Below are 17,867 nucleotides of genomic sequence, written 5' to 3' on the forward strand. Positions count from 1 at the left end.
AATTGCGCTAACATTCGTCGCTTTTGACCAGACGGCCGCACGCGCTGTGGGATATCGATGAGAAAAACTGCCTTATTCATAGTGGCGCTGGCACTGCAACCGCTGGCTTATGGCGCAGGTGATGCAGAAGCCGGAAAAGCAGTCTTTACCCGCCTCTGCTCCGGCTGTCACAAGATCGGCCCTTCTGCACGCAACGCATTTGGCCCACCCCTCAACGGCATTATTGGCCGTCAGGCAGGGCAACAGGAAGGCTACGTCTATACCGACGCAATGAAAAACTCGGGGCTGGTCTGGACGCGTGAAGAGTTGCGCACGTATATCAAGGACCCAGGCGAAGTCGTGCCTGGCACGCGGATGAAACTGTGGTGGATGGGCAACGATGAGCGAATGGAAGACCTGCTCGAATACCTGGACGCAAACAAATAATACGGACAGGTAAATAAACCGCCCTCGGTGTTTACCGAGGGCAGTCGCTCAGTTACTTGTCCGGGGTGTACGGCGGGTAATCATCCTTGCTGCCCTTGTCAGTGGCTGGAGTCTTGGCGGGCCCGATCGGATCGATTTGCGGGTCCTGGGTTTTCGGTGACTCTTCGTCAAAACCCGGATCATTCTTGTCTTCGTTGCTGCTGCCTGGCTTGGTGCCGGTCATATGCGCCTCCACTGGTTAAATTCAGAACCTGATAGTCAGAAAGCGGATCAACATAGCCGTGCGATATGTCTGACGAACGGGGCCTTGCAGCAAGAGGATATGGCGGCGTTCAGAGGCAAATGGTAGCCTTGCGCCATGTAAGGAGAGAACCATGAAAAGGCTTTCAATCACGCTGGCAGTGGCAGCGCTGCTGGGCGCAGGCACGGCATACGGTGAGATCTTCAAATGCACATCAGCGCAGGGACAGGTGAGCTATGCATCTATCCCCTGTGACAACGCTGCACAGAGCGCGCTGCAGCGCCAGGGCCCGCCGAACATGCGGCGCGAGGGTGAGCCTCTCGATTATGTTCACCAGACCAATCTCAAGGCCACTGAATACCTGAAGATCAGCGGCCGCACCCACGTGACGGTTTACGAAACGGAACGCTACAAGGCGTATCAACGAAACCGCCCGCCACCGCCGAACATCCCTTCGCAGTGCCAGAGCCCACGTTACGACAACCAGTGTTTTGATCCGTCGGGTGGGATGTCTTCAAAAAAACAAGCGGCTCGCCAGGACGCCGCTCGATAAGCTATGGCGCGGTTTTCACATCGGCACGCACTTCGCTGATCTGTATCTCCGGGATCAGGTCGGTGTAGTTGGTGATGTCGGCATTGATCTGCTTTGAATGCGGCCCCATGCCGGCTTCAAAGTCTTCTATGGAATCGCAATAGATGTGGCACATGCCGATATACCGAGGCTCCGAGCCCGGCGTTGCTCCGCCTATGCCTCTGTCGACGCTGTAGCCCTTGCAGTAACTGCCCATCAGCTCTTGCACCAGCGGCAAGTGTTTGTCGCGATAGTAATCGTGGTCGAAACGGGCACCCTCTTCATACGCATACAGCACACTGACTTTAATCATCTCGATAGGCTCCTGAGTGAAGGATCAATACATTCGTCTGAGCACTCTAGCGATTATTGCGGCCGGGTGCTGACATCAATGACGTGCTCCCTCACAATCACGCCGTCTTGCCCCCTGCCCTGAAAAGCAGCCTGGCTATCGAACCATTTTGAGGAACCCCGCATGAACACGCTTGAGTGGAACGAGGCCGCGCTGGCGAAATACCTCGCGACCCATCCGACCCTGAAGGACGAAATCAGCGCGTTGAGCCCGAAAGAGCAAAAGCAGCAATTACAGTGGGCTTTTGAAGACGAGGCCGAGAGCCAGGGCATCGAGACCTGGGAACTGGCGCTGGAACTGATTGCCGAGTCGCCCGAACAGTTGCAGAGCATGCGCCTTGAAGCACACCGCCAGGTAGCCGAAGCGCTGGGCATGGACTGGGAAGAATATTGCGGCTTCAACGATATCCAGCCGTGACCCGAGCCGCCGTTGAGGGTAAATCGGCCATTGATTGGCGATCTACCGAGTGACTCATCAGTCAGCGCTTTACCTGTTCCTTATGGGTGAGTAACGTCTGCTCACTTCAATAAAGGAATCACGTCATGAGTGATCTGGTCTCGTACCATCTGGACGACGGTGTCGCCACGCTGACCCTGAACAACGGCAAGGTCAATGCCATTTCCCCGGACGTAATCATCGCGTTCAATGCTGCGCTGGATCAGGCCGAACAGGACCGGGCAATAGTGATCGTCACCGGACAGCCCGGGATTCTCTCGGGTGGCTACGATCTCAAGGTGATGACCTCGAGCGCCGAAGCGGCGATCAATCTGGTTGCTCAGGGCTCCACCCTGGCGCGCAGAATGCTGTCGCACCCCTTCCCGATCATTGTCGCCTGCCCCGGCCACGCCGTTGCCAAGGGTGCCTTTTTGCTGCTGTCCGCCGATTATCGAATCGGTGTCGCAGGGCCATTCAGTATCGGATTGAACGAAGTACAGATCGGCATGCCCATGCACCACGCCGGCATCGAACTGGCGCGTGACCGGTTGCGTAAATCAGCCTTCAATCGCTCGGTGATCAACGCCGAAATGTTCGACCCTGAAGGAGCGATGGCCGCCGGCTTCCTGGACAAGGTGGTCAGCGTCGATGAGCTGCAAGGCACCGCACTTGCGGTCGCCGCACAGTTGAAGAAGATCAACATGAGCGCGCACAAGAAGACCAAACTCAAGGTCAGAAAAGCCTTGCTCGATACACTGGATGCAGCTATCGAGCAGGATCGGCAACACATGCTGTGATACCCAATCGAAGCCCGCCCGCGTGGGCTTTTGTTTACCGGCGAACTCATACGCATTTGATCAATCTGATCAGCTACCGCGCATGTTTTTTGCGCCACTGACATATTGAAGAAGCGATAGCGCCATGGGTCGAGTTGTTGCAGCAGCGGTGTACAGCAAAGGCAAAAAAGTCCGCGATATAACCCTTGATGAGGGTGCCGCCTGGGCCGCCAAACCCGATCATTTCGTCTGGATCGGCCTGGAGCAGCCCAGTAATGAGGAACTGACCAGCCTGAAAGAACAGTTCAACCTGCATGAACTGGCCCTTGAAGATGCCATGGAGGTTCACAGCCGTCCAAAGCTGGAAACCTTTGGCGATGCGCTGTTTATCGTGACCTACGCGCCGGTACGCGAAAACGGCAAGCTGCTGTTCATCGAAACCCATATCTTCGCGGGCAAGGGCTACATCATCACCTCACGCAACGGCCACTCCAAGTCCTACGGGCTGGTGCGTCAGCGCTGCGAAGCACGACCACTGCTGCTGGAACACGGCGAAGACTTCGTGCTGTACGCCCTTCTGGACTTCGTGACCGAGAACTATCAACCGGTGACCGAAGCCATCCATACCGAACTTGAGCTGTTGGAGCAAAGTGTCATCGGCGGCTCATTGCGCGAGTCCGACATCCAGCACATTCATGCACTGCGCCGTGATCTTTTACGCATGCGCCGTTACGTAGCGCCGATGGTGGAAGTGGGTGAAGAACTGCAAAGACTCAGTTTCCCTTTCATCGACAAGAACATGCGCCCCTACTTTCGCGACGTGGAAATTCACGTCAAGCGGCAGATGGAAGACCTGGGCAACCTGTGTGACATCGCCAGCCAGACAATCGAAATCGGCCTGTTGCTGGAGTCCTCGCGGCAAAGCATCGTGCAGCGCAAGTTCGCTGGCTGGGCAGCGATTCTGGCCTTTCCAACCGCAATTGCCGGCATCTATGGCATGAACTTCGAGAACATGCCGGAGCTCAAGTGGGAATACGGCTACTTCATCGTGCTGGGCGTCATTCTGGGCGGGTGTACGGCGCTGTTCGCCAGCTTCAAGCGCTCTGGCTGGCTATAGCACCGCCACCGCATTCCCGTTCAGACGGCCATGCGCCGGGTCAGACGGACTGTTTTTCCGGCTTGTGCGCCACAAAGCGCATCATCCATTCTGCCACCGTCGCCCCGTGATGCTCGTGATCCAGGCTGGCAACACCCTGCCGGTAAACCTGCTCGCCCAGCGCTTCCTGACGAAGATCAAGCAAGGTCCGGGAAAACTCGTGAATGAACTCGGGATGGCCTTGGAAACACAGCACCTGATCATTGATATGGTAGGCCGCAAATGGACAGAACTCGCTGGACGCAATCACCGTTGCGTTCTCGGGCAGCGCGGTCACCTGATCCTGATGGCTGATCAGCAACGTGAGCTTGTCCATTGCTGGCGTCATCCACGGTCTGGCGGGTGCCAATTGATAGTGATGAATACCGACGCCCCAACCCTGTACGGCACGCTCGGTCCTGCCGCCCAGCAGCAAGGCCAGCAACTGGTGACCGAAGCAGATACCAAGCAGTTTTTCGCCGCGCTGATACAGCCCCAGCAGGTAGGCTTTCAGGGTCTGAATCCACGGGTCGGTGCCAAATGAGTCTGCCTTGCTGCCGGTCACCAGATAAGCATCGAACTGCTCGTCTGCAGTTGGATAGTCCCCTTGCACCACGTTGTAAACGGTCAATTCTGCAGCAATCGGCTGGCGAGCGAAGAGTAATTCGAACATCCGCCCGTACCCCTGATATTGCTCGACCAGTTCCGGTCGCAGGTTGTCGGTTTCCAGAATACAGATGCGTAAAGACATAAAAGAGGCCCTGAAGCAATGATGAGGCAATAGCGCACGGGCAGAGCCTGCCTTGAAGGCTTCGGCAAATCAAGCAGCACCCCTCGCCTTATCAGAGGTTTAATGCGCGTAGGAAAAGTCTGGCCCAGACGAACGGTGCAAAGCTGACCGATGTGAATGAAGCGTCTAGCAAAGGCCTGTGCCTCTGGCGAGCAGTTGATTGATAACGTTAAGTTGGATAAGTAGACTTTTAAATTCCCAACCGTTCTAAGGCGTGGGGCACCTCGGCTCTATTGTTAAATCTGTAACAGGAAGCGCGCAAAATCCTTTCAGCGTACGGGCCAGCGGTCAAATGACCGGGCCCACCTGTTCAACGCGCAACCTTGCCAGCGGCCGACTCTCTGCGTTGCAGAATCGACCTGCTTCTGTCGCTCAGGAATAACAAAAAAAGGCGGTCAGCCATGTTCAAGTTCAAACACTCCAAAGTACGTCAGGCGGGATTAATCCTCTTTACCACTGCGCTGTTATTGATCGTGCCTAACCTGAACAGGTTGTTCGGCTGATCTGACACGCTTTCAGTCAGTGTGTAACTGTGCCACTCTTTCCACTCGACTGAAGGAGACGCGCCTATGCGCCAATGGATTGCTGTTTTTGCACTTGTCAGCAGCTTCGCAGCCCACGCGGGCATGGTAGATCAGGCTGCCGCGGTGGCTGCGCTCAAGGAAGGCAAACTGGCGATGGATGTACGCAGCCAGACCGACTATGACGCTGGCACAGTATTGAATGCAGTGCGGGTCGATGACCGGCGGCTGGTCAATCAGATGAAGCAGGTGCTCAACGACCGCAATGCGGTGTTCGTCATTTTCAGCAGCACCGACAGCAAAGCCGACAAGGCTCAGGAAAAGCTCAGGGCGGCGGGCTATTTCAGCGTCATCAATGGCGGTAATTACGAAGAGCTGCACAACGCGCTCTACAGCACCACCGACGACCCCGCTGAATAAGCAATGACCGGAGATTCAATTCCGGCCATTTCAGTGACGCGCAGATCAGTGCTTACGCGCTACTGATGCTGCGCCTGGACCTGCACTCGGGTTTTCACTTTTGGCGTACCGGTCATGGGCGAAACCACGACCTTGGCGTGCATCTGTTCAGACCCGCCACCCCGGCGCATGCCGCGCACCGGACAAGCATCCAGATAGTCCAGCCCTACCGCCAGCTTCAAATGACGTTCGGGAATGGCCAGCTGGTTAGTGACATCGAAGCTGTACCAGGCGTCGTCTATCCAGGCTTCGGCCCAGGCGTGACTGGACAAATGTTCGCTGTCTTCGCTGCACAGATAACCGGACACATAACGCGCCGGAACCCCAAGACTGCGGGCGCAGGCCAGGAAGGCGTGGGTATGGTCCTGACAGACTCCCGAGCGTCCGGCGAAGGCTTGAGCGGCACTGGTGTCGACTTCGGTCGCCCCCTGCGTGTAGGTCATGTGCTGGTTGAGCGCCTGCATCAGGTCGATCAATGCGCTGCGGTCAGCGCGCTTGCGACACTCCCTGGCCGCGAAACTGCGAATCGCTTCGTCAGGCTCGGTCAGCCGGGTAACGCGCAAAAACGGCAACGCCGACTGGCTTTCGTGCTCGGCTTCGCGGGTTTCGTCGATTTCCACCTGCCCGCGCGCGCCGATGATGATCGCCTCGTGCGGCTCTTCCAGGCTCAGGACATGCAGGATATTGCCGAAAGGATCAATCTGCGCGCGCACCGGGCGCGGCAACGTCAATTGCCAGCTGAGCACCTGCTGGCGCTCACTGTCGTGAGGCGTCAGGCGCAGATACTGGATACTTGAACGCACCTGATCATCGTAGTGATAGGTGGTCTCATGGCTTATGGAAAGTCTCATGCAGCCTCCAGGTACGAAGTGTGGATGGCATCACCCAGTTGGGCCAGCATTGGAATGAATTCGTTCAACCACTCATGCAGGCCCTCGTCCAGAATCTCGTCGATACTGGTGTAGCGCAATCTTGCGTCCATCTCGGCGGCCATGCGCTGCGCAGGTCGGCCATTGACGCCGGGCAGACTGGCCAGAATGACGTCCATCTCTTCCAGACAGGCGCGCAACGAGCGAGGAATGTCGGCACGCAGCAGCAACAGTTCGGCAACCTGACGCGCACCTGGCGCATCCCGATAGACTTCAGTGTAAGCCTCGAACGAGGACAGTGCGCGCAACAAGGCGCTCCACTGGTAGTACCCGGCAGCCGAGTTGTCCGCCGCGGCATTGGCCTGTGGCCCGCGCAGTTCGAGCATCTCATAGCGGGCATCGAGCATGCGCATGGTGTTGTCAGCGCGCTCGATGAACGTGCCCAGACGAATGAAACGGAACGCATCGTTACGCATGATGGTGCCGTAGGTCGCACCACGGAACAGGTGCGAACGCTCCTTGACCCACTCGCAAAAGCGACTCATGCCGTAACGGGTCAGGCCCTGTTGAGCAATGCCGCGAATTTCCAGCCAGGTGGAGTTGATGTTCTCCCACATGTCGGCAGTGATACGCCCGCGCACGGCATGCGCGCTGGCCCTTGCGGCACCCAGGCAGCTATAGATGCTGGCCGGGTTGGTCGCGTCCAGCGCAAAGAAATGCAGCATGCGCTCGGCATGCAGTTCACCATGACGCTCGATGTAGGTTTCCAGCGTTCCGGTAATCAGCAACGGCATGGCTATTTCATCCAGCCCGTCGCCCCGCCCGTCCTGCGGCATCAACGACAGTGAATAGCTCACGTCCAGCATTCGGGCGAGGTTCTCCGCTCGCTCCAGGTAACGCGACATCCAGAAAAGATCAGAGGCAGTTCTACTTAACATTGGCAGGCATCCTTAATCCTCGACCACCCAGGTGTCTTTGGTTCCGCCACCCTGTGACGAATTGACCACCAGTGAGCCTTCACGCAAGGCCACTCGGGTAAGCCCGCCAGGTACGACGCGGGTTTCGCGACCGGACAGAACAAAGGGGCGCAGATCGATATGTCGCGGGGCTATGCCATTTTCGACAAAGGTCGGACAGGTCGACAGGCACAAGGTGGGTTGGGCGATGTACGCGTGTGGCTTGGCCTTGAGACGCGCCCGGAAGGCTTCTATCTCGGCGGCGGTCGCTGCAGGGCCGACCAGCATGCCGTAGCCCCCGGAACCCTGGGTTTCCTTGACGACCAGGTCGCCGAGGTTAGCCAGCACATGTGACAGCTCTTCCGGCTTGCGGCACTGCCAGGTCGGTACGTTCTTGAGAATTGGCTCTTCGTCCAGATAGAAACGAATCATGTCGGTGACGTAGGGGTAAACCGACTTGTCATCGGCAACGCCGGTACCAATGGCATTGGCCAGAACCACATTGCCGGAGCGATACGCGGCCAGAAGTCCGGGAACGCCCAGCATGGAATCAGGGTTGAACGCCAGCGGATCAAGGAATGCATCGTCAAGCCGACGGTAGATAACATCGACAGCCTTGGGACCGTCGGTGGTACGCATGAACACGCGGTCGTCGCGGACAAACAGATCGGCACCTTCAACCAGCTCGACCCCCATCTCGCGAGCCAGAAACGCATGCTCGAAAAAGGCGCTGTTGAAACGCCCGGGCGTCAGCACCACGACACTCGGGTTGTCCAGATGGCTGGAACTCTTGAGCGTGTCGAGCAACAGATTCGGATAGTGATCGATCGGTGCAATGCGCTGGGCCGAGAACAGCTCGGGGAACAAACGCATCATCATCTTGCGGTCTTCGAGCATGTAGCTCACGCCGCTCGGGGTTCGCAGGTTGTCCTCCAGCACGTAATACGTGCCATCACCGTCGCGCACCAGATCGACGCCGGAAATGTGCGAATACAAATCGCGGTGCAGGTTCAGGCCCTGCATCGCCAACTGATATTGCTCGTTGGCCAGCACCTGTTCGGCAGGAATGATTCCGGCCTTGATAATCCGCTGGTCGTGATAAAGATCCGCCAGAAACATGTTCAGCGCCTTGACGCGCTGGATACAGCCACGCTCGACAACACGCCATTCGCTGGCGGGAATGCTGCGCGGGATGGTATCGAAGGGGATAAGCCGCTCGGTGCCCTGCTCATCACCATAGAGTGTGAACGTGATCCCGGCACGGTGAAACAGCAGATCGGCTTCGCGCCTGCGTTGAGCCAAAAGCTCGGGAGGCGTATCACCCAGCCAGCGGGCGAACTCCCGATAGTGCGGACGGACTACGCCGCCCGCATCGTACATCTCGTCATAAAAGGTGCGGATCATGCCGTACTCCTTGTCACCATGGACACCAAGACCATCGCAAAGCCCGTGCCACCGGCATAAACGCTTTGATTTCAAAAGGTTAGGTAAAAACTCGACGTTCTACGCACCATTCCTGTGCACTAAACGCCCAAGCCAATTCTTTCGCGCCTCATTCGGAAGCGTCATTCAACCGTGAAATCTATGATCAGCATAGTCAGAGTTGATTTCCGCCAACAACATTAGTTCGCCACACTCCACAGCAACCGAGCAAACAGGGCACCAAACCCCGTTTTTGCGCTAACCGTTATTTTCTCCAGCAGGCGAAGAACGCATGCGGATTTTAAACAGACTTCCCTTTGAGCCACTCGTTTGAGTGGCTTTTTTTTGACCACTGTTTATGAGCGCGAAGCAAAAACAGAACCGGCCGATCCAGAACGTATCCCGAATCAGCCGGTAATGTGTTGCCTGACAAACAAAAGCCATCAAGCGTGCAGTCTTCTGATCTCCTGAGTGACACCCCAACCTTCAACCTCACCGCCCATGGGTGAAATCACCATCTGAAAGTCCTGCTCGAAATCACCGATACCGTCATAAGTGGCATACATCACTTTGCTCAATTGCAAGTGCCAGTTACCGTCATCACGTACGTTTACCTGAGTATTGAGGGATTCGCCGCGAAATTGCTCTGCGGCCTGCCGTGCCCGCTCCTCGTCCGGGAAGATGGCGTAAAACTCGATGGGATAGATTCGCGCGAAATCAAAACCGCCTTCTTTCATGCGGCGCAGTACGTTACTGCTGATGTCCTCTTGATAGGCTGTGCTCATGAAACGTCCTCCTATGCAACGATAGATAGAGTTTCAACTCTTCCAGAGCGACCGCCGAATCATCGGGGGCCGCCGCACGACAGATAATCCGGCGTGGGGAATCAAGCATGTAGCTGACCAGACCAGGCTTGGCACAGGTCGGTATCGAGATGTCAGAGGCCGTTTGAACAGCCTCGTCTGCAGAGTAGACCCATCGTGGGTCGAATGCCAAGTGGTTGCCACGAAAAGCTTTTTGAATCACCGCAGGTCAGGCAACTTCTGTAATGGAAATGATCCGCACACTGTTATGGTCTTTGAGCGTTTTCACCGTAGGCTCGTCGGTGCGCCCGTCAAGATCATTGAGATCCAGCTCATCGGTGACTGGATACAGGTCCTTGCGCAGGAGACGTGCAACTTGCTCGTCACTGGGATGCTGTTCAAAATCGGCCTCGAGGTGCTGCTGCATGCCGTCCTTGTCCAGATACGAAATGACCCACTTTTTCATCAATGCCTCCAGAACGAAGCCAGGCACTCTGGCTTATGTGATAAGGACCTTTTGGCCCACGCATTCGTTCCAACGAATTAAGCCGGACAGCCCGCGATGACGGGCAACACAAAAGGCCCTCGCAATGGATGCCGAGGGCCTTTTGTGTGCTGCTGATCCGACTTGCCGGTTATCCGGACAAGTCAGTCATGGTCAGTTACGGTTCTTGCTGGCCTCGACACCGGCCGTGTTGTCCAGAAGGCTCTTGGTGGCGGTCTGCAGGAAGCTTTCCAGCTTGCGCTTGAGCTCCTGAGTGTCAGGTGCATCAGGCACTTCTTCGGCAGACGGCTTGGCACCCAGCGTGTAGGTCAACAGCTTGGCCGGCATTTCTGTCGGCTCGATCAGAATGCGGTTGCCGCTGATGATCGCGACCACCTGCTCACTGCCCGACGGCTTGATCACGCCAAAACCCTTGTCGCCTTCCGGCAGGTTCAGCAGATCGCGGCCCCAGCACTGGTTGCGGTTCAGGCCACCCAGACGACCCATGATGGTTGGCACGACGTCAACCTGTGTGCCGACAATGCTGCTGCGCTGGCCGAATTTCTCTTGTACCCCAGGCCCGATGAGCAGCAATGGCACGTTGAAACGCCCCAGGTCCATTTCAGTCAACTGCTTGTCATTGCCGAAACCGTGGTCGCCCAGCACCACGAACAGGGTGTTCTTGTAGTAAGGCTCTTTTTTGGCCTTCTCGAAGAACTGACCCAGCGCCCAGTCGGCATAACGCATGGCGGTCAAATGCTCATCCAGCGAGCCGTGCCCGGTCACGCGCTCGACCGGCAGCGGGTCCGGCAACGCATACGGCGTGTGGTTGGACAGGGTCTGCAACAGCGCATAGAACGGCTTGCCGTCCTGACGAGCTTTGAGCTCCTGGGCGCCACGGTCGAACATGTCCTGGTCGGAAACGCCCCAGGTCGGATCGGAGAACACCGGATTGACGAAGTCCTCGCGACCGACAAAATTGGTCATGCCCTGGTTGCTGAAGAAACCCGACTGGTTGTCCCAGGCGAAGTTGCCGTTATAGACATAGACGTCATCGTAGTTGCGACCCGCGCTCAGCAATTGCGGAAGGCCCGACAGCTTATGGCTGCCCTCTGGCGTCTGCATCAGGTACTCAAAGCCCGGCAGGTTCGGGAAGCACGCCATGGTGGCGAACATGCCCTGATGGGTGTGGGTACCGTTGGAGAAAAAGTGATCGAACAGCAGGCCTTCCTTGGACAGCTTGTCAAAGTACGGCGTGATGTTGGCATCGTTGCCCAGTGCCCCTACCGAGTGACCGGCGAAGCTTTCCATCAGGATCACGACCACGTTGCGGATCGGCAAGGTGTTCTCTGCCGGTGGCGTGAAGTCACGACGCACAGCCGCAATATCCGGTTCGACCAGCTTGTCATGCGAGGTCAGCAGCATGTCGCGCACAGTCTGTTGCGCTTCGGCCTGTGGCAGCGTGGCTTTCCAGATGTTGTCGCGATCTTCGGACATACGGCTCTTGGCCGCCGTAATCAGGGTCAGTGTGCCGTTCAGGCCCAGCTGATTGGCGAAGTTGGAATCGGTGGTGTAAGCGTCACCCCAACGCAGCGGCGGGCCCTGGCGCAGGGTGCCACGGATGCACACCACCATAACCAGCAATACCAGCACGAAAACGCCAACGCGCATGTACCACGGTGCAACTGTGCTGACCGTCTGGGTGCCCTTCATCGTTACGAGGCGTGGCCGCGTCAGGCGGTCGATGCCCTTGAACACCAGGCTCAACAGCCAGGTCACGATTGCCCAGGCGAGCAGGTAGCGAACCACCGGAAAACCGTACCAGAGCATGCTCAGGACAGTCTTTGGGTCTTCCTTGACGTATTGAAACACCAGGCCGTTCAGGCGCTGGTGAAACTCGCGGTAGAAGTCCATTTCCATCAAGCCGAAGAACAGCGTGATGCTGCCGACCAAGGTCAGCCAGAACCGGAAGAACCCGCGTGCCGCCATGGCCCGGGCGCTGAACAGCGACAGCACCAACGGAATGAGCAGATACATGGTCAGGCGCAGGTCGAAACGCGTGCCGTTGAAGAGTGCTTCAAGGAATGTCGAGGCTGGCGTGTCGCCAATCATCTCGCGGTTGTAGACCAGCAGACCGATACGCAGCAGCGTGTACATCACCATCAAAGCGAAACCGCTGAGCAGGATGTAAGCCAGATGCGATTTGACAGTCGGGTTTAGCAGGCGGGCTTGCCGATGAATCTGGGCGTCCGTTTTAGCCATGGTTGTCAGGATCCGGTGGATTCAGGGGTAGGTTCAGGGTGCAGCACCGCCCTCCCCGAGGGCGGGCGGCGTACGACAGGGCGCAGATATTACTTGATTGCAGGTCGCCAGGGGCCGGGGCGGCCCATGAATAAGCGTGCCTGTTCAGCTTCGCGCGCAATTCTGGGACAAAAAGTGTGAAATTTCTGTCGCCAGTTGCGCGCTTGAACGCCTCTCAGGCGGCGTTCAGGGCGACCCGGCCGGTGAACGTCAGATCGATTGATCAGTCGTTGCTGGCCTTGCCCACAGCCTGCAGAACGTACTGCGGCAAGGCGAACGCACCAATGTGGACTTCTGGATTGTAATAACGCGTAACAATACCGCTGCCCGAGAAACGCTGACGCAGGGTTTCCAGCGGCAGTTTGCGATAGCTCTTGTCGGTCGAGCCCCAGGCAAAGGTCATTGCACCGCCGATGTAGGTCGGGATGGCTGCGTGATAGAAATGCCAGTCGGCAAACAGACCGTTCATACGCCCGGCCGTGGTCTGTACACCGCTCAACTGCATGAAAGGCGTGCCGTTCTGGGTAACCAGAATGCCGCCTTCGTTCAGGCAGCGATGGCAGGCCTGATAAAAGTTCTCCGAAAACAGCACTTCACCCGGACCGATCGGATCGGTGGAGTCAGAGATGATCACGTCGAATTTCTCTTCGGTGGTCGCGACAAAGCGCATGCCGTCGTCGATGACCAGATTCAAGCGCGAATCGTCAAAAGCGCCACTGGAGTGATTAGGCAGGAACTCCTTGCACATCTCGACCACGGTCGCATCGATCTCGACCATGGTGATATGTTCCACCGTCAGGTGCTTGGCCACTTCACGCAGCATGCCGCCATCGCCGCCGCCGATGATCAGTACACGCTTGGCTGCGCCGTGAGCCAGAATCGGCACGTGAGTGAGCATTTCGTGATAGATGAACTCATCCGCCTCGGTGGTCTGGATGACGCCGTCCAGAGCCATGACGCGGCCCATGCGCGGATTCTGGAAGATCACCAGATGCTGGTGCTCGGTACGCACTTCGTGAAGCATTTTTTCCATACGAAAGCGCTGGCCGTAGCCTTCGTATAACGTTTCCTGATAATCGCTCATGGGTAAGCTCCCGCTGGGTACTGATGACAGGACGGCCGACCGCCCACAACAAAGGCGCGTATTCTACGTCGAGGAACATGACAGGTCGAACCTCTGTGCAGCGTCTTGCTTGCAAATGCCTTGGCCCATGAACGAAAAACGCCTGATTACCCAAGGCAATCAAGCGTTCGCTACCAACCTGCCGGCGTGTCAGATTCGCACGTTGCCGCGCGGTCCGAGGATTGCCCAGATGATCAGGCCCACAACAGGCAACAGCACGATCAACAATACCCAGAGAATTTTCTTGCCGGTCTCGGCGCCGCTTTTCAAGACATTGATGATGGCCCAGATATCGAGCGCCAGAATGATCAAGCCGACCAGGCCGTTGAAGCTAGAACCCATGGTGTTGCCCCTAATTGAATGCTTACCTTCCTAGGATAGTTGCGCCGTTCGGGGGTTCCGTTGAACCAACCTTATATTCTCGGGCTCCCAACGGGGGTCGACTTTGCTTTCATTCATTATCGCGTTCAACACTTATACAGGTAGCCTTCTTCATGCCAACGCCCGCACAACCCCGAACGCCCTGGGCGACATGGTTCAACCATCTTCAGGGCAGCCCGCTGGTGAGCCTGGGTTTCGCCCTTGCTCTACTTATCGTCGTCGGCCTCGGCGGCATCAGTCTTTACAATGCCTTCTATGGCACCAGCCAGGTCAACTTCAATCATGCATTGCTGGGCGGCACGGCCGGCTTCCTGGCGACGGCGCTGGGTGCAGTCATGGCGGTCGCCCTGCGCAACGTTTCGCAACGCGCTCAGGACATCATGCTCGGTTTTGCCGCTGGCATGATGCTGGCTGCCAGCTCGTTCTCGCTGATACTGCCAGGGCTGGAGGCCGCCCGGGGCATAACCGACAGCGGCCCCTGGGCAGCTGCGACGGTAGTGACCGGTCTGGGCCTGGGTGTGCTGTTGATGCTTGGGCTGGACAAGTTCACCCCGCACGAGCATGAAAGCGTGGGCCGTCAGGGCCCTCATTCAGAGCGAATCAGCCGGGTCTGGCTGTTTGTCCTGGCGATTACCCTGCATAACCTGCCTGAGGGCATGGCGATAGGCGTGAGCTTCGCCAGCGGCGACATGAACGTCGGCCTGCCGTTGACCACTGCCATCGCCATTCAGGACATCCCTGAGGGCCTGGCCATTGCGCTGGCCCTGCGCGCAACCGGCCTGTCAGCCTTCAAGGCGATGCTAGTGGCCATCGGTTCCGGACTCATGGAGCCGCTGGGCGCGCTGGTGGGCCTGGGTATTTCCAGCGGGTTTGCCATCGCCTACCCGCTGAGCATGGGGCTGGCGGCAGGTGCGATGATCTTCGTGGTGTCCCATGAAGTCATCCCGGAAACCCACCGCAACGGCCATCAGACCTCGGCAACGCTCGGTCTGATGGGCGGCTTCGCGGTAATGATGTTTCTCGATACGGCGCTGGGTTAACCGCGCAATGCCTTTAGCGCGGGTGCGGCATGGATGCCGGCCAACGCTGCCAGTTCAAGCACCCGCTCCTCGTCACGGCCATACACCAGCACCGCTTGCAGTTCGTCATCCAGCGGCTGGCTGAAGTTCATCAGCACATAGCCGCCCATGTCCTTGTTCATGCTGCTCAATTGAATCTGAATCCGGTTGAGCGCTACCAGTGGTTCGACCTTGTCCAGTTGTTTCGGCTTGATATTGAACGTGACGTCCTTGCCGAATGACTGCACGATCTGCTCGAACAGGTCCATATAGCTGTCGGCCTGGAACAGCACGGTTTCCGGCAGACTGCCCACCACCACCCATTCGCCCAGCGGAATCGGAAAGGTGTCGTCGTAGTTGATATCAGGGTTGGCGGCCAGAAACGCCTGCGGGTCGGCATACGCCTGCGCGGCTTCATCGGCAATACGCACGATTTCATCATCGCCCATGCAGCCAGAGCTGACTTTGCTGATTAATTCGACCAGTGAGTCTTTCATGGGAGCGATCCTGATAGCGGGCAAAAAAAGAGGCGCGAAGGATAACGGTAAATCCATCGCGCCTCTATGTGTTCATGCCCTGAAAGCACTCGGCATCAGGACCGGGCCGGCTGTACGCCCAGTTTGATCAGTTGATCAATGGTGATGGTCGCGCCCATTGCCTGAGCGGCGCCCAGTGCGGTGATGCCCTTGGCATCAGTGGCATGCGGGTCCGCGCCCTGACTGATCAGGTAATCGACTATTTCGTTGCGATTGAACATCGCCGCCATCATCAATGCGGTACGGCCATCGGCAGAAGCACCGTCTATATCGGCACCCGCCTCGACCAGCAACCTGACCACCGCCAGATCACCCTTGAACGCTGCGCCAGCGATGGGGCTCTGGCCATTATCGTTACGAATTTCAGGGTCAGCCTTGTGGTTCAGCAGCACACGGACCGCATCCGCATGGCAGTGGTAGCTGGCCAGCATCAGCAGCGTATCGCCCTTGTGGTTGCGCAGGTCTGCGGGCAGGCCTTTTTCAAGCAGACGCTCCAGCATGACTGCATTTCCCTGGCGAGCCACATCGAATACCTGCTCGGCGAACTCGGCGGCTTCGTCTTCAGTCATGGTTTTCGAGGCGCTGATATCTGTATCGGTCATTAACTACTCCTTGGCGCACGGTACTCCGGGCATGCGTTGACCCGGCGTCGATACACACACTGACCTCAAGTCTCGCCAGCTGTTCGATCAGCATCGATGCGGATGCGCAATGCCTGCTCCTGATCACCGCAATCCATGCAATCCCTCTTCTGCCCGATACCCATCGTGCAGGAAACGGCAAAATGCAGGGCGCACGAAGGGTGTTCATGCAAAATGCACGAAGCCTTAAAATAGAGAATATTTCAAGTCGTTGATTTTAAAGGATTTAATTCAAGTGCAAAGACTGGCACAGACACTGCAATAGTACTTCCAAGCTTATTATCCCATGAGCAATGGAGCCGCCTGACATGACCTTTATTCAAGAAAAATTCGCTTCCGTATTCTCCGACTACACCGTTACCACCCAGCCACGTCCTGATGGTGGTGTCCTGTTGTCACTGCGTACTCACGATGGCAAGCAGATCCGTCGCTCCGTGTCTTATGCTCAGTTGCACACTCCGGTCCAGCTGGAATGGGTAATCAGCGCTATCCGCCGCGACCTGGCTGCACAAGCCAGCGAGTTGCCAGCTATTTCGATGCTGCAAAGTCAGCATCGCTTTGACCTGCCGACTTACCACACTCGTTGATTTTCCCGCCGCCTTGACAGGTGGCACCCGCTGTACGCTCTCTCATCCCTTGTTTGCCGCGATTACACTTTGTTCTCGCGGCTTTTTTTGCCCGCGTTTTCAGGTGTCTATTACCTGATAAGCCCCCGGCACAGCGCTTCGCCTACCGCCTGCGCCCTATTGGCGACACCCAGCTTGGAATAGATGGTCTTGAGGTGATACTTCACCGTCGACTCCGACACGTCGCGGATCATTGAGATCTCCCAGGCAGTTTTTCCATCCCTGGCCCACTGCAGTACCTCCAGCTCCCGATGGGTCAAACCGCGAGAACAGAACTTCAAACCCCGCGCAACACTGTGCAGCACCGGCATGAGACTGCTCATGAGGTATTTTTGTTCAGCGGAGATCGCTCGCCCTACTTCACCCAGCGTACAAACCGACGTCACGCTGTCGGCACCACGACAATGGTTCGTGTAGCCGTAGGAAATGGCCGGAAGCAGTTCGCACGTATCGACGATTTCTTCGTAGCACGCTGACACCGGATATTGTCTGAATGCATCCTGCCAGTTCACAAACCCCAGCTGGTTGCGATAACAACGGATGACCGGGTCCTGGGTGATCAACCCGCGCTGGCGGTAAGCCTGACCCCAGGCATCATCGATATTGCAGGTAATGAACGTCAGCAGCACCGGGCCCTTGAACTGATAGAACATCGCCCGCTCACTGTTGCATTCGCGCCTTAGCCATTCGAGGGCATTCTCGATAGCGGTCTGGCCATCGAGTTCGCTGATCGTGCTCACCATCTGCTGTATCAATAAGTCCCTGCTTGCGCTTTCTGTAATGGCACTGCACATCGCTGCCGCTCCTTATGCGCCCGTGAATCGGTACAGGTGTTGTCCGTGACTCAGGGGACGATGGGCGCAGAACTTACACGAATAATCGCGTTGAAGAATGACGAGCAGAACAAACAGACTCAACGCACTTTCAGGTAGGCAACGTCCCACTCAAAAGCAGGACGCTC

At 57.1% G+C, this 17,867-nt stretch carries 22 protein-coding genes; 8 read left to right on the plus strand and 14 right to left on the minus strand.

What is annotated here, in order from left to right:
* The first annotated feature begins 57 nt into the window (after positions 1 to 57).
* Positions 58 to 426: a c-type cytochrome gene (locus RYB09_RS02900; RefSeq protein WP_031599503.1), complete on the plus strand. Its 369-nt coding sequence runs from the start codon at positions 58 to 60 to the stop codon at positions 424 to 426.
* A gap of 52 nt (positions 427 to 478) precedes the next feature.
* On the opposite strand, the gene RYB09_RS02905 is transcribed toward RYB09_RS02900, so the two are convergent.
* On the minus strand, positions 479 to 649 hold the full coding sequence (locus RYB09_RS02905; protein WP_054072234.1) for a DUF6021 family protein: 171 nt from the start codon (positions 647 to 649) through the stop codon (positions 479 to 481).
* A gap of 151 nt (positions 650 to 800) precedes the next feature.
* Between RYB09_RS02905 and RYB09_RS02910 the strand changes: the two genes are divergently transcribed.
* Entirely contained in the window at positions 801 to 1,220 is a 420-nt protein-coding gene (locus RYB09_RS02910; protein WP_058402007.1) for a DUF4124 domain-containing protein, read from the plus strand.
* Position 1,221: 1 nt separating this feature from the next.
* On the opposite strand, the gene RYB09_RS02915 is transcribed toward RYB09_RS02910, so the two are convergent.
* Positions 1,222 to 1,551, minus strand: coding sequence for an EthD family reductase (locus tag RYB09_RS02915; RefSeq protein WP_005731513.1), 330 nt, complete (start codon positions 1,549 to 1,551; stop codon positions 1,222 to 1,224).
* Positions 1,552 to 1,713: 162 nt separating this feature from the next.
* Here RYB09_RS02915 and RYB09_RS02920 point away from each other — a divergent pair, with 162 nt between their 5' ends.
* From RYB09_RS02920 to RYB09_RS02930, 3 genes are all read left to right on the plus strand, one after another.
* Positions 1,714 to 2,007, plus strand: a complete 294-nt coding sequence (locus RYB09_RS02920) for a DUF6388 family protein (RefSeq protein ID WP_004664517.1) — start codon at positions 1,714 to 1,716, stop codon at positions 2,005 to 2,007.
* Positions 2,008 to 2,132: 125 nt separating this feature from the next.
* Positions 2,133 to 2,822 (plus strand): crotonase/enoyl-CoA hydratase family protein, encoded by a 690-nt coding sequence (locus RYB09_RS02925; RefSeq protein ID WP_044343812.1) that lies wholly within the window; start codon positions 2,133 to 2,135, stop codon positions 2,820 to 2,822.
* A gap of 124 nt (positions 2,823 to 2,946) precedes the next feature.
* A complete protein-coding gene (locus tag RYB09_RS02930) occupies positions 2,947 to 3,918 on the plus strand; it encodes a magnesium and cobalt transport protein CorA (protein ID WP_058402006.1) in 972 nt (323 codons plus the stop codon).
* Positions 3,919 to 3,958: 40 nt separating this feature from the next.
* Here RYB09_RS02930 and RYB09_RS02935 read toward each other — a convergent pair whose 3' ends face one another.
* Positions 3,959 to 4,687 (minus strand): amidotransferase, encoded by a 729-nt coding sequence (locus tag RYB09_RS02935; protein ID WP_058402005.1) that lies wholly within the window; start codon positions 4,685 to 4,687, stop codon positions 3,959 to 3,961.
* Between the two features lie 608 nt (positions 4,688 to 5,295).
* Here RYB09_RS02935 and RYB09_RS02940 point away from each other — a divergent pair.
* Positions 5,296 to 5,667 carry a rhodanese-like domain-containing protein gene (locus RYB09_RS02940; RefSeq protein ID WP_002552861.1) on the plus strand — a complete coding sequence of 124 codons (372 nt, stop codon included), beginning with the start codon at positions 5,296 to 5,298 and terminating at the stop codon, positions 5,665 to 5,667.
* 59 nt (positions 5,668 to 5,726) lie between these two features.
* On the opposite strand, the gene RYB09_RS02945 is transcribed toward RYB09_RS02940, so the two are convergent.
* The 8 genes from RYB09_RS02945 to RYB09_RS02980 all read right to left on the minus strand — a co-directional run bounded on the left by RYB09_RS02945 (position 5,727) and on the right by RYB09_RS02980 (position 14,006).
* Positions 5,727 to 6,557 (minus strand): transglutaminase domain-containing protein, encoded by an 831-nt coding sequence (locus tag RYB09_RS02945; RefSeq protein ID WP_002552860.1) that lies wholly within the window; start codon positions 6,555 to 6,557, stop codon positions 5,727 to 5,729.
* Positions 6,554 to 7,513, minus strand: a complete 960-nt coding sequence (locus RYB09_RS02950; protein WP_003378609.1) for an alpha-E domain-containing protein — start codon at positions 7,511 to 7,513, stop codon at positions 6,554 to 6,556. The genes RYB09_RS02945 and RYB09_RS02950 overlap by 4 nt, the downstream gene beginning before the upstream one ends.
* A 12-nt stretch (positions 7,514 to 7,525) precedes the next feature.
* The gene (locus tag RYB09_RS02955; RefSeq protein WP_002552858.1) at positions 7,526 to 8,935 is read right to left on the minus strand and encodes a circularly permuted type 2 ATP-grasp protein; all 1,410 of its coding nucleotides are present in this window, start codon (positions 8,933 to 8,935) and stop codon (positions 7,526 to 7,528) included.
* A gap of 461 nt (positions 8,936 to 9,396) precedes the next feature.
* On the minus strand, positions 9,397 to 9,738 hold the full coding sequence (locus RYB09_RS02960) for a ribonuclease E inhibitor RraB (RefSeq protein ID WP_058409741.1): 342 nt from the start codon (positions 9,736 to 9,738) through the stop codon (positions 9,397 to 9,399).
* A 247-nt stretch (positions 9,739 to 9,985) separates the two neighbouring features.
* Positions 9,986 to 10,222, minus strand: coding sequence for a hypothetical protein (locus RYB09_RS02965; RefSeq protein ID WP_010197145.1), 237 nt, complete (start codon positions 10,220 to 10,222; stop codon positions 9,986 to 9,988).
* Between the two features lie 192 nt (positions 10,223 to 10,414).
* Complete coding sequence (locus RYB09_RS02970) at positions 10,415 to 12,502, minus strand: LTA synthase family protein (protein ID WP_058402004.1); 2,088 nt, start codon at positions 12,500 to 12,502, stop codon at positions 10,415 to 10,417.
* 262 nt (positions 12,503 to 12,764) lie between these two features.
* Positions 12,765 to 13,625, minus strand: coding sequence for a polyamine aminopropyltransferase (gene speE / locus RYB09_RS02975; RefSeq protein ID WP_058402003.1), 861 nt, complete (start codon positions 13,623 to 13,625; stop codon positions 12,765 to 12,767).
* Between the two features lie 189 nt (positions 13,626 to 13,814).
* The gene (locus RYB09_RS02980; protein WP_002552853.1) at positions 13,815 to 14,006 is read right to left on the minus strand and encodes a PLDc N-terminal domain-containing protein; all 192 of its coding nucleotides are present in this window, start codon (positions 14,004 to 14,006) and stop codon (positions 13,815 to 13,817) included.
* Positions 14,007 to 14,158: 152 nt separating this feature from the next.
* On the opposite strand from RYB09_RS02980, the gene RYB09_RS02985 reads away from it, so the two are divergent.
* A complete protein-coding gene (locus tag RYB09_RS02985; RefSeq protein ID WP_004665830.1) occupies positions 14,159 to 15,085 on the plus strand; it encodes a ZIP family metal transporter in 927 nt (308 codons plus the stop codon).
* Here the strand turns inward: RYB09_RS02985 and RYB09_RS02990 are convergent.
* Together RYB09_RS02990 and RYB09_RS02995 are read right to left on the minus strand one after the other, a co-directional pair.
* Complete coding sequence (locus RYB09_RS02990) at positions 15,082 to 15,600, minus strand: hypothetical protein (protein WP_316887435.1); 519 nt, start codon at positions 15,598 to 15,600, stop codon at positions 15,082 to 15,084. The genes RYB09_RS02985 and RYB09_RS02990 overlap by 4 nt on opposite strands.
* A gap of 95 nt (positions 15,601 to 15,695) precedes the next feature.
* Positions 15,696 to 16,241 (minus strand): ankyrin repeat domain-containing protein, encoded by a 546-nt coding sequence (locus RYB09_RS02995; RefSeq protein WP_058402001.1) that lies wholly within the window; start codon positions 16,239 to 16,241, stop codon positions 15,696 to 15,698.
* 347 nt (positions 16,242 to 16,588) lie between these two features.
* Between RYB09_RS02995 and RYB09_RS03000 the strand changes: the two genes are divergently transcribed.
* Positions 16,589 to 16,867 carry a DUF3509 domain-containing protein gene (locus tag RYB09_RS03000; RefSeq protein ID WP_002552849.1) on the plus strand — a complete coding sequence of 93 codons (279 nt, stop codon included), beginning with the start codon at positions 16,589 to 16,591 and terminating at the stop codon, positions 16,865 to 16,867.
* Positions 16,868 to 16,977: 110 nt separating this feature from the next.
* Here the strand turns inward: RYB09_RS03000 and RYB09_RS03005 are convergent, their stop codons facing one another.
* On the minus strand, positions 16,978 to 17,700 hold the full coding sequence (locus RYB09_RS03005) for a response regulator transcription factor (protein WP_058402000.1): 723 nt from the start codon (positions 17,698 to 17,700) through the stop codon (positions 16,978 to 16,980).
* Between the last annotated feature and the right edge of the window lie 167 nt (positions 17,701 to 17,867).

It is taken from the genome of Pseudomonas syringae group sp. J254-4 (assembly GCF_032586855.1).
GTDB lineage: Bacteria > Pseudomonadota > Gammaproteobacteria > Pseudomonadales > Pseudomonadaceae > Aquipseudomonas > Aquipseudomonas amygdali.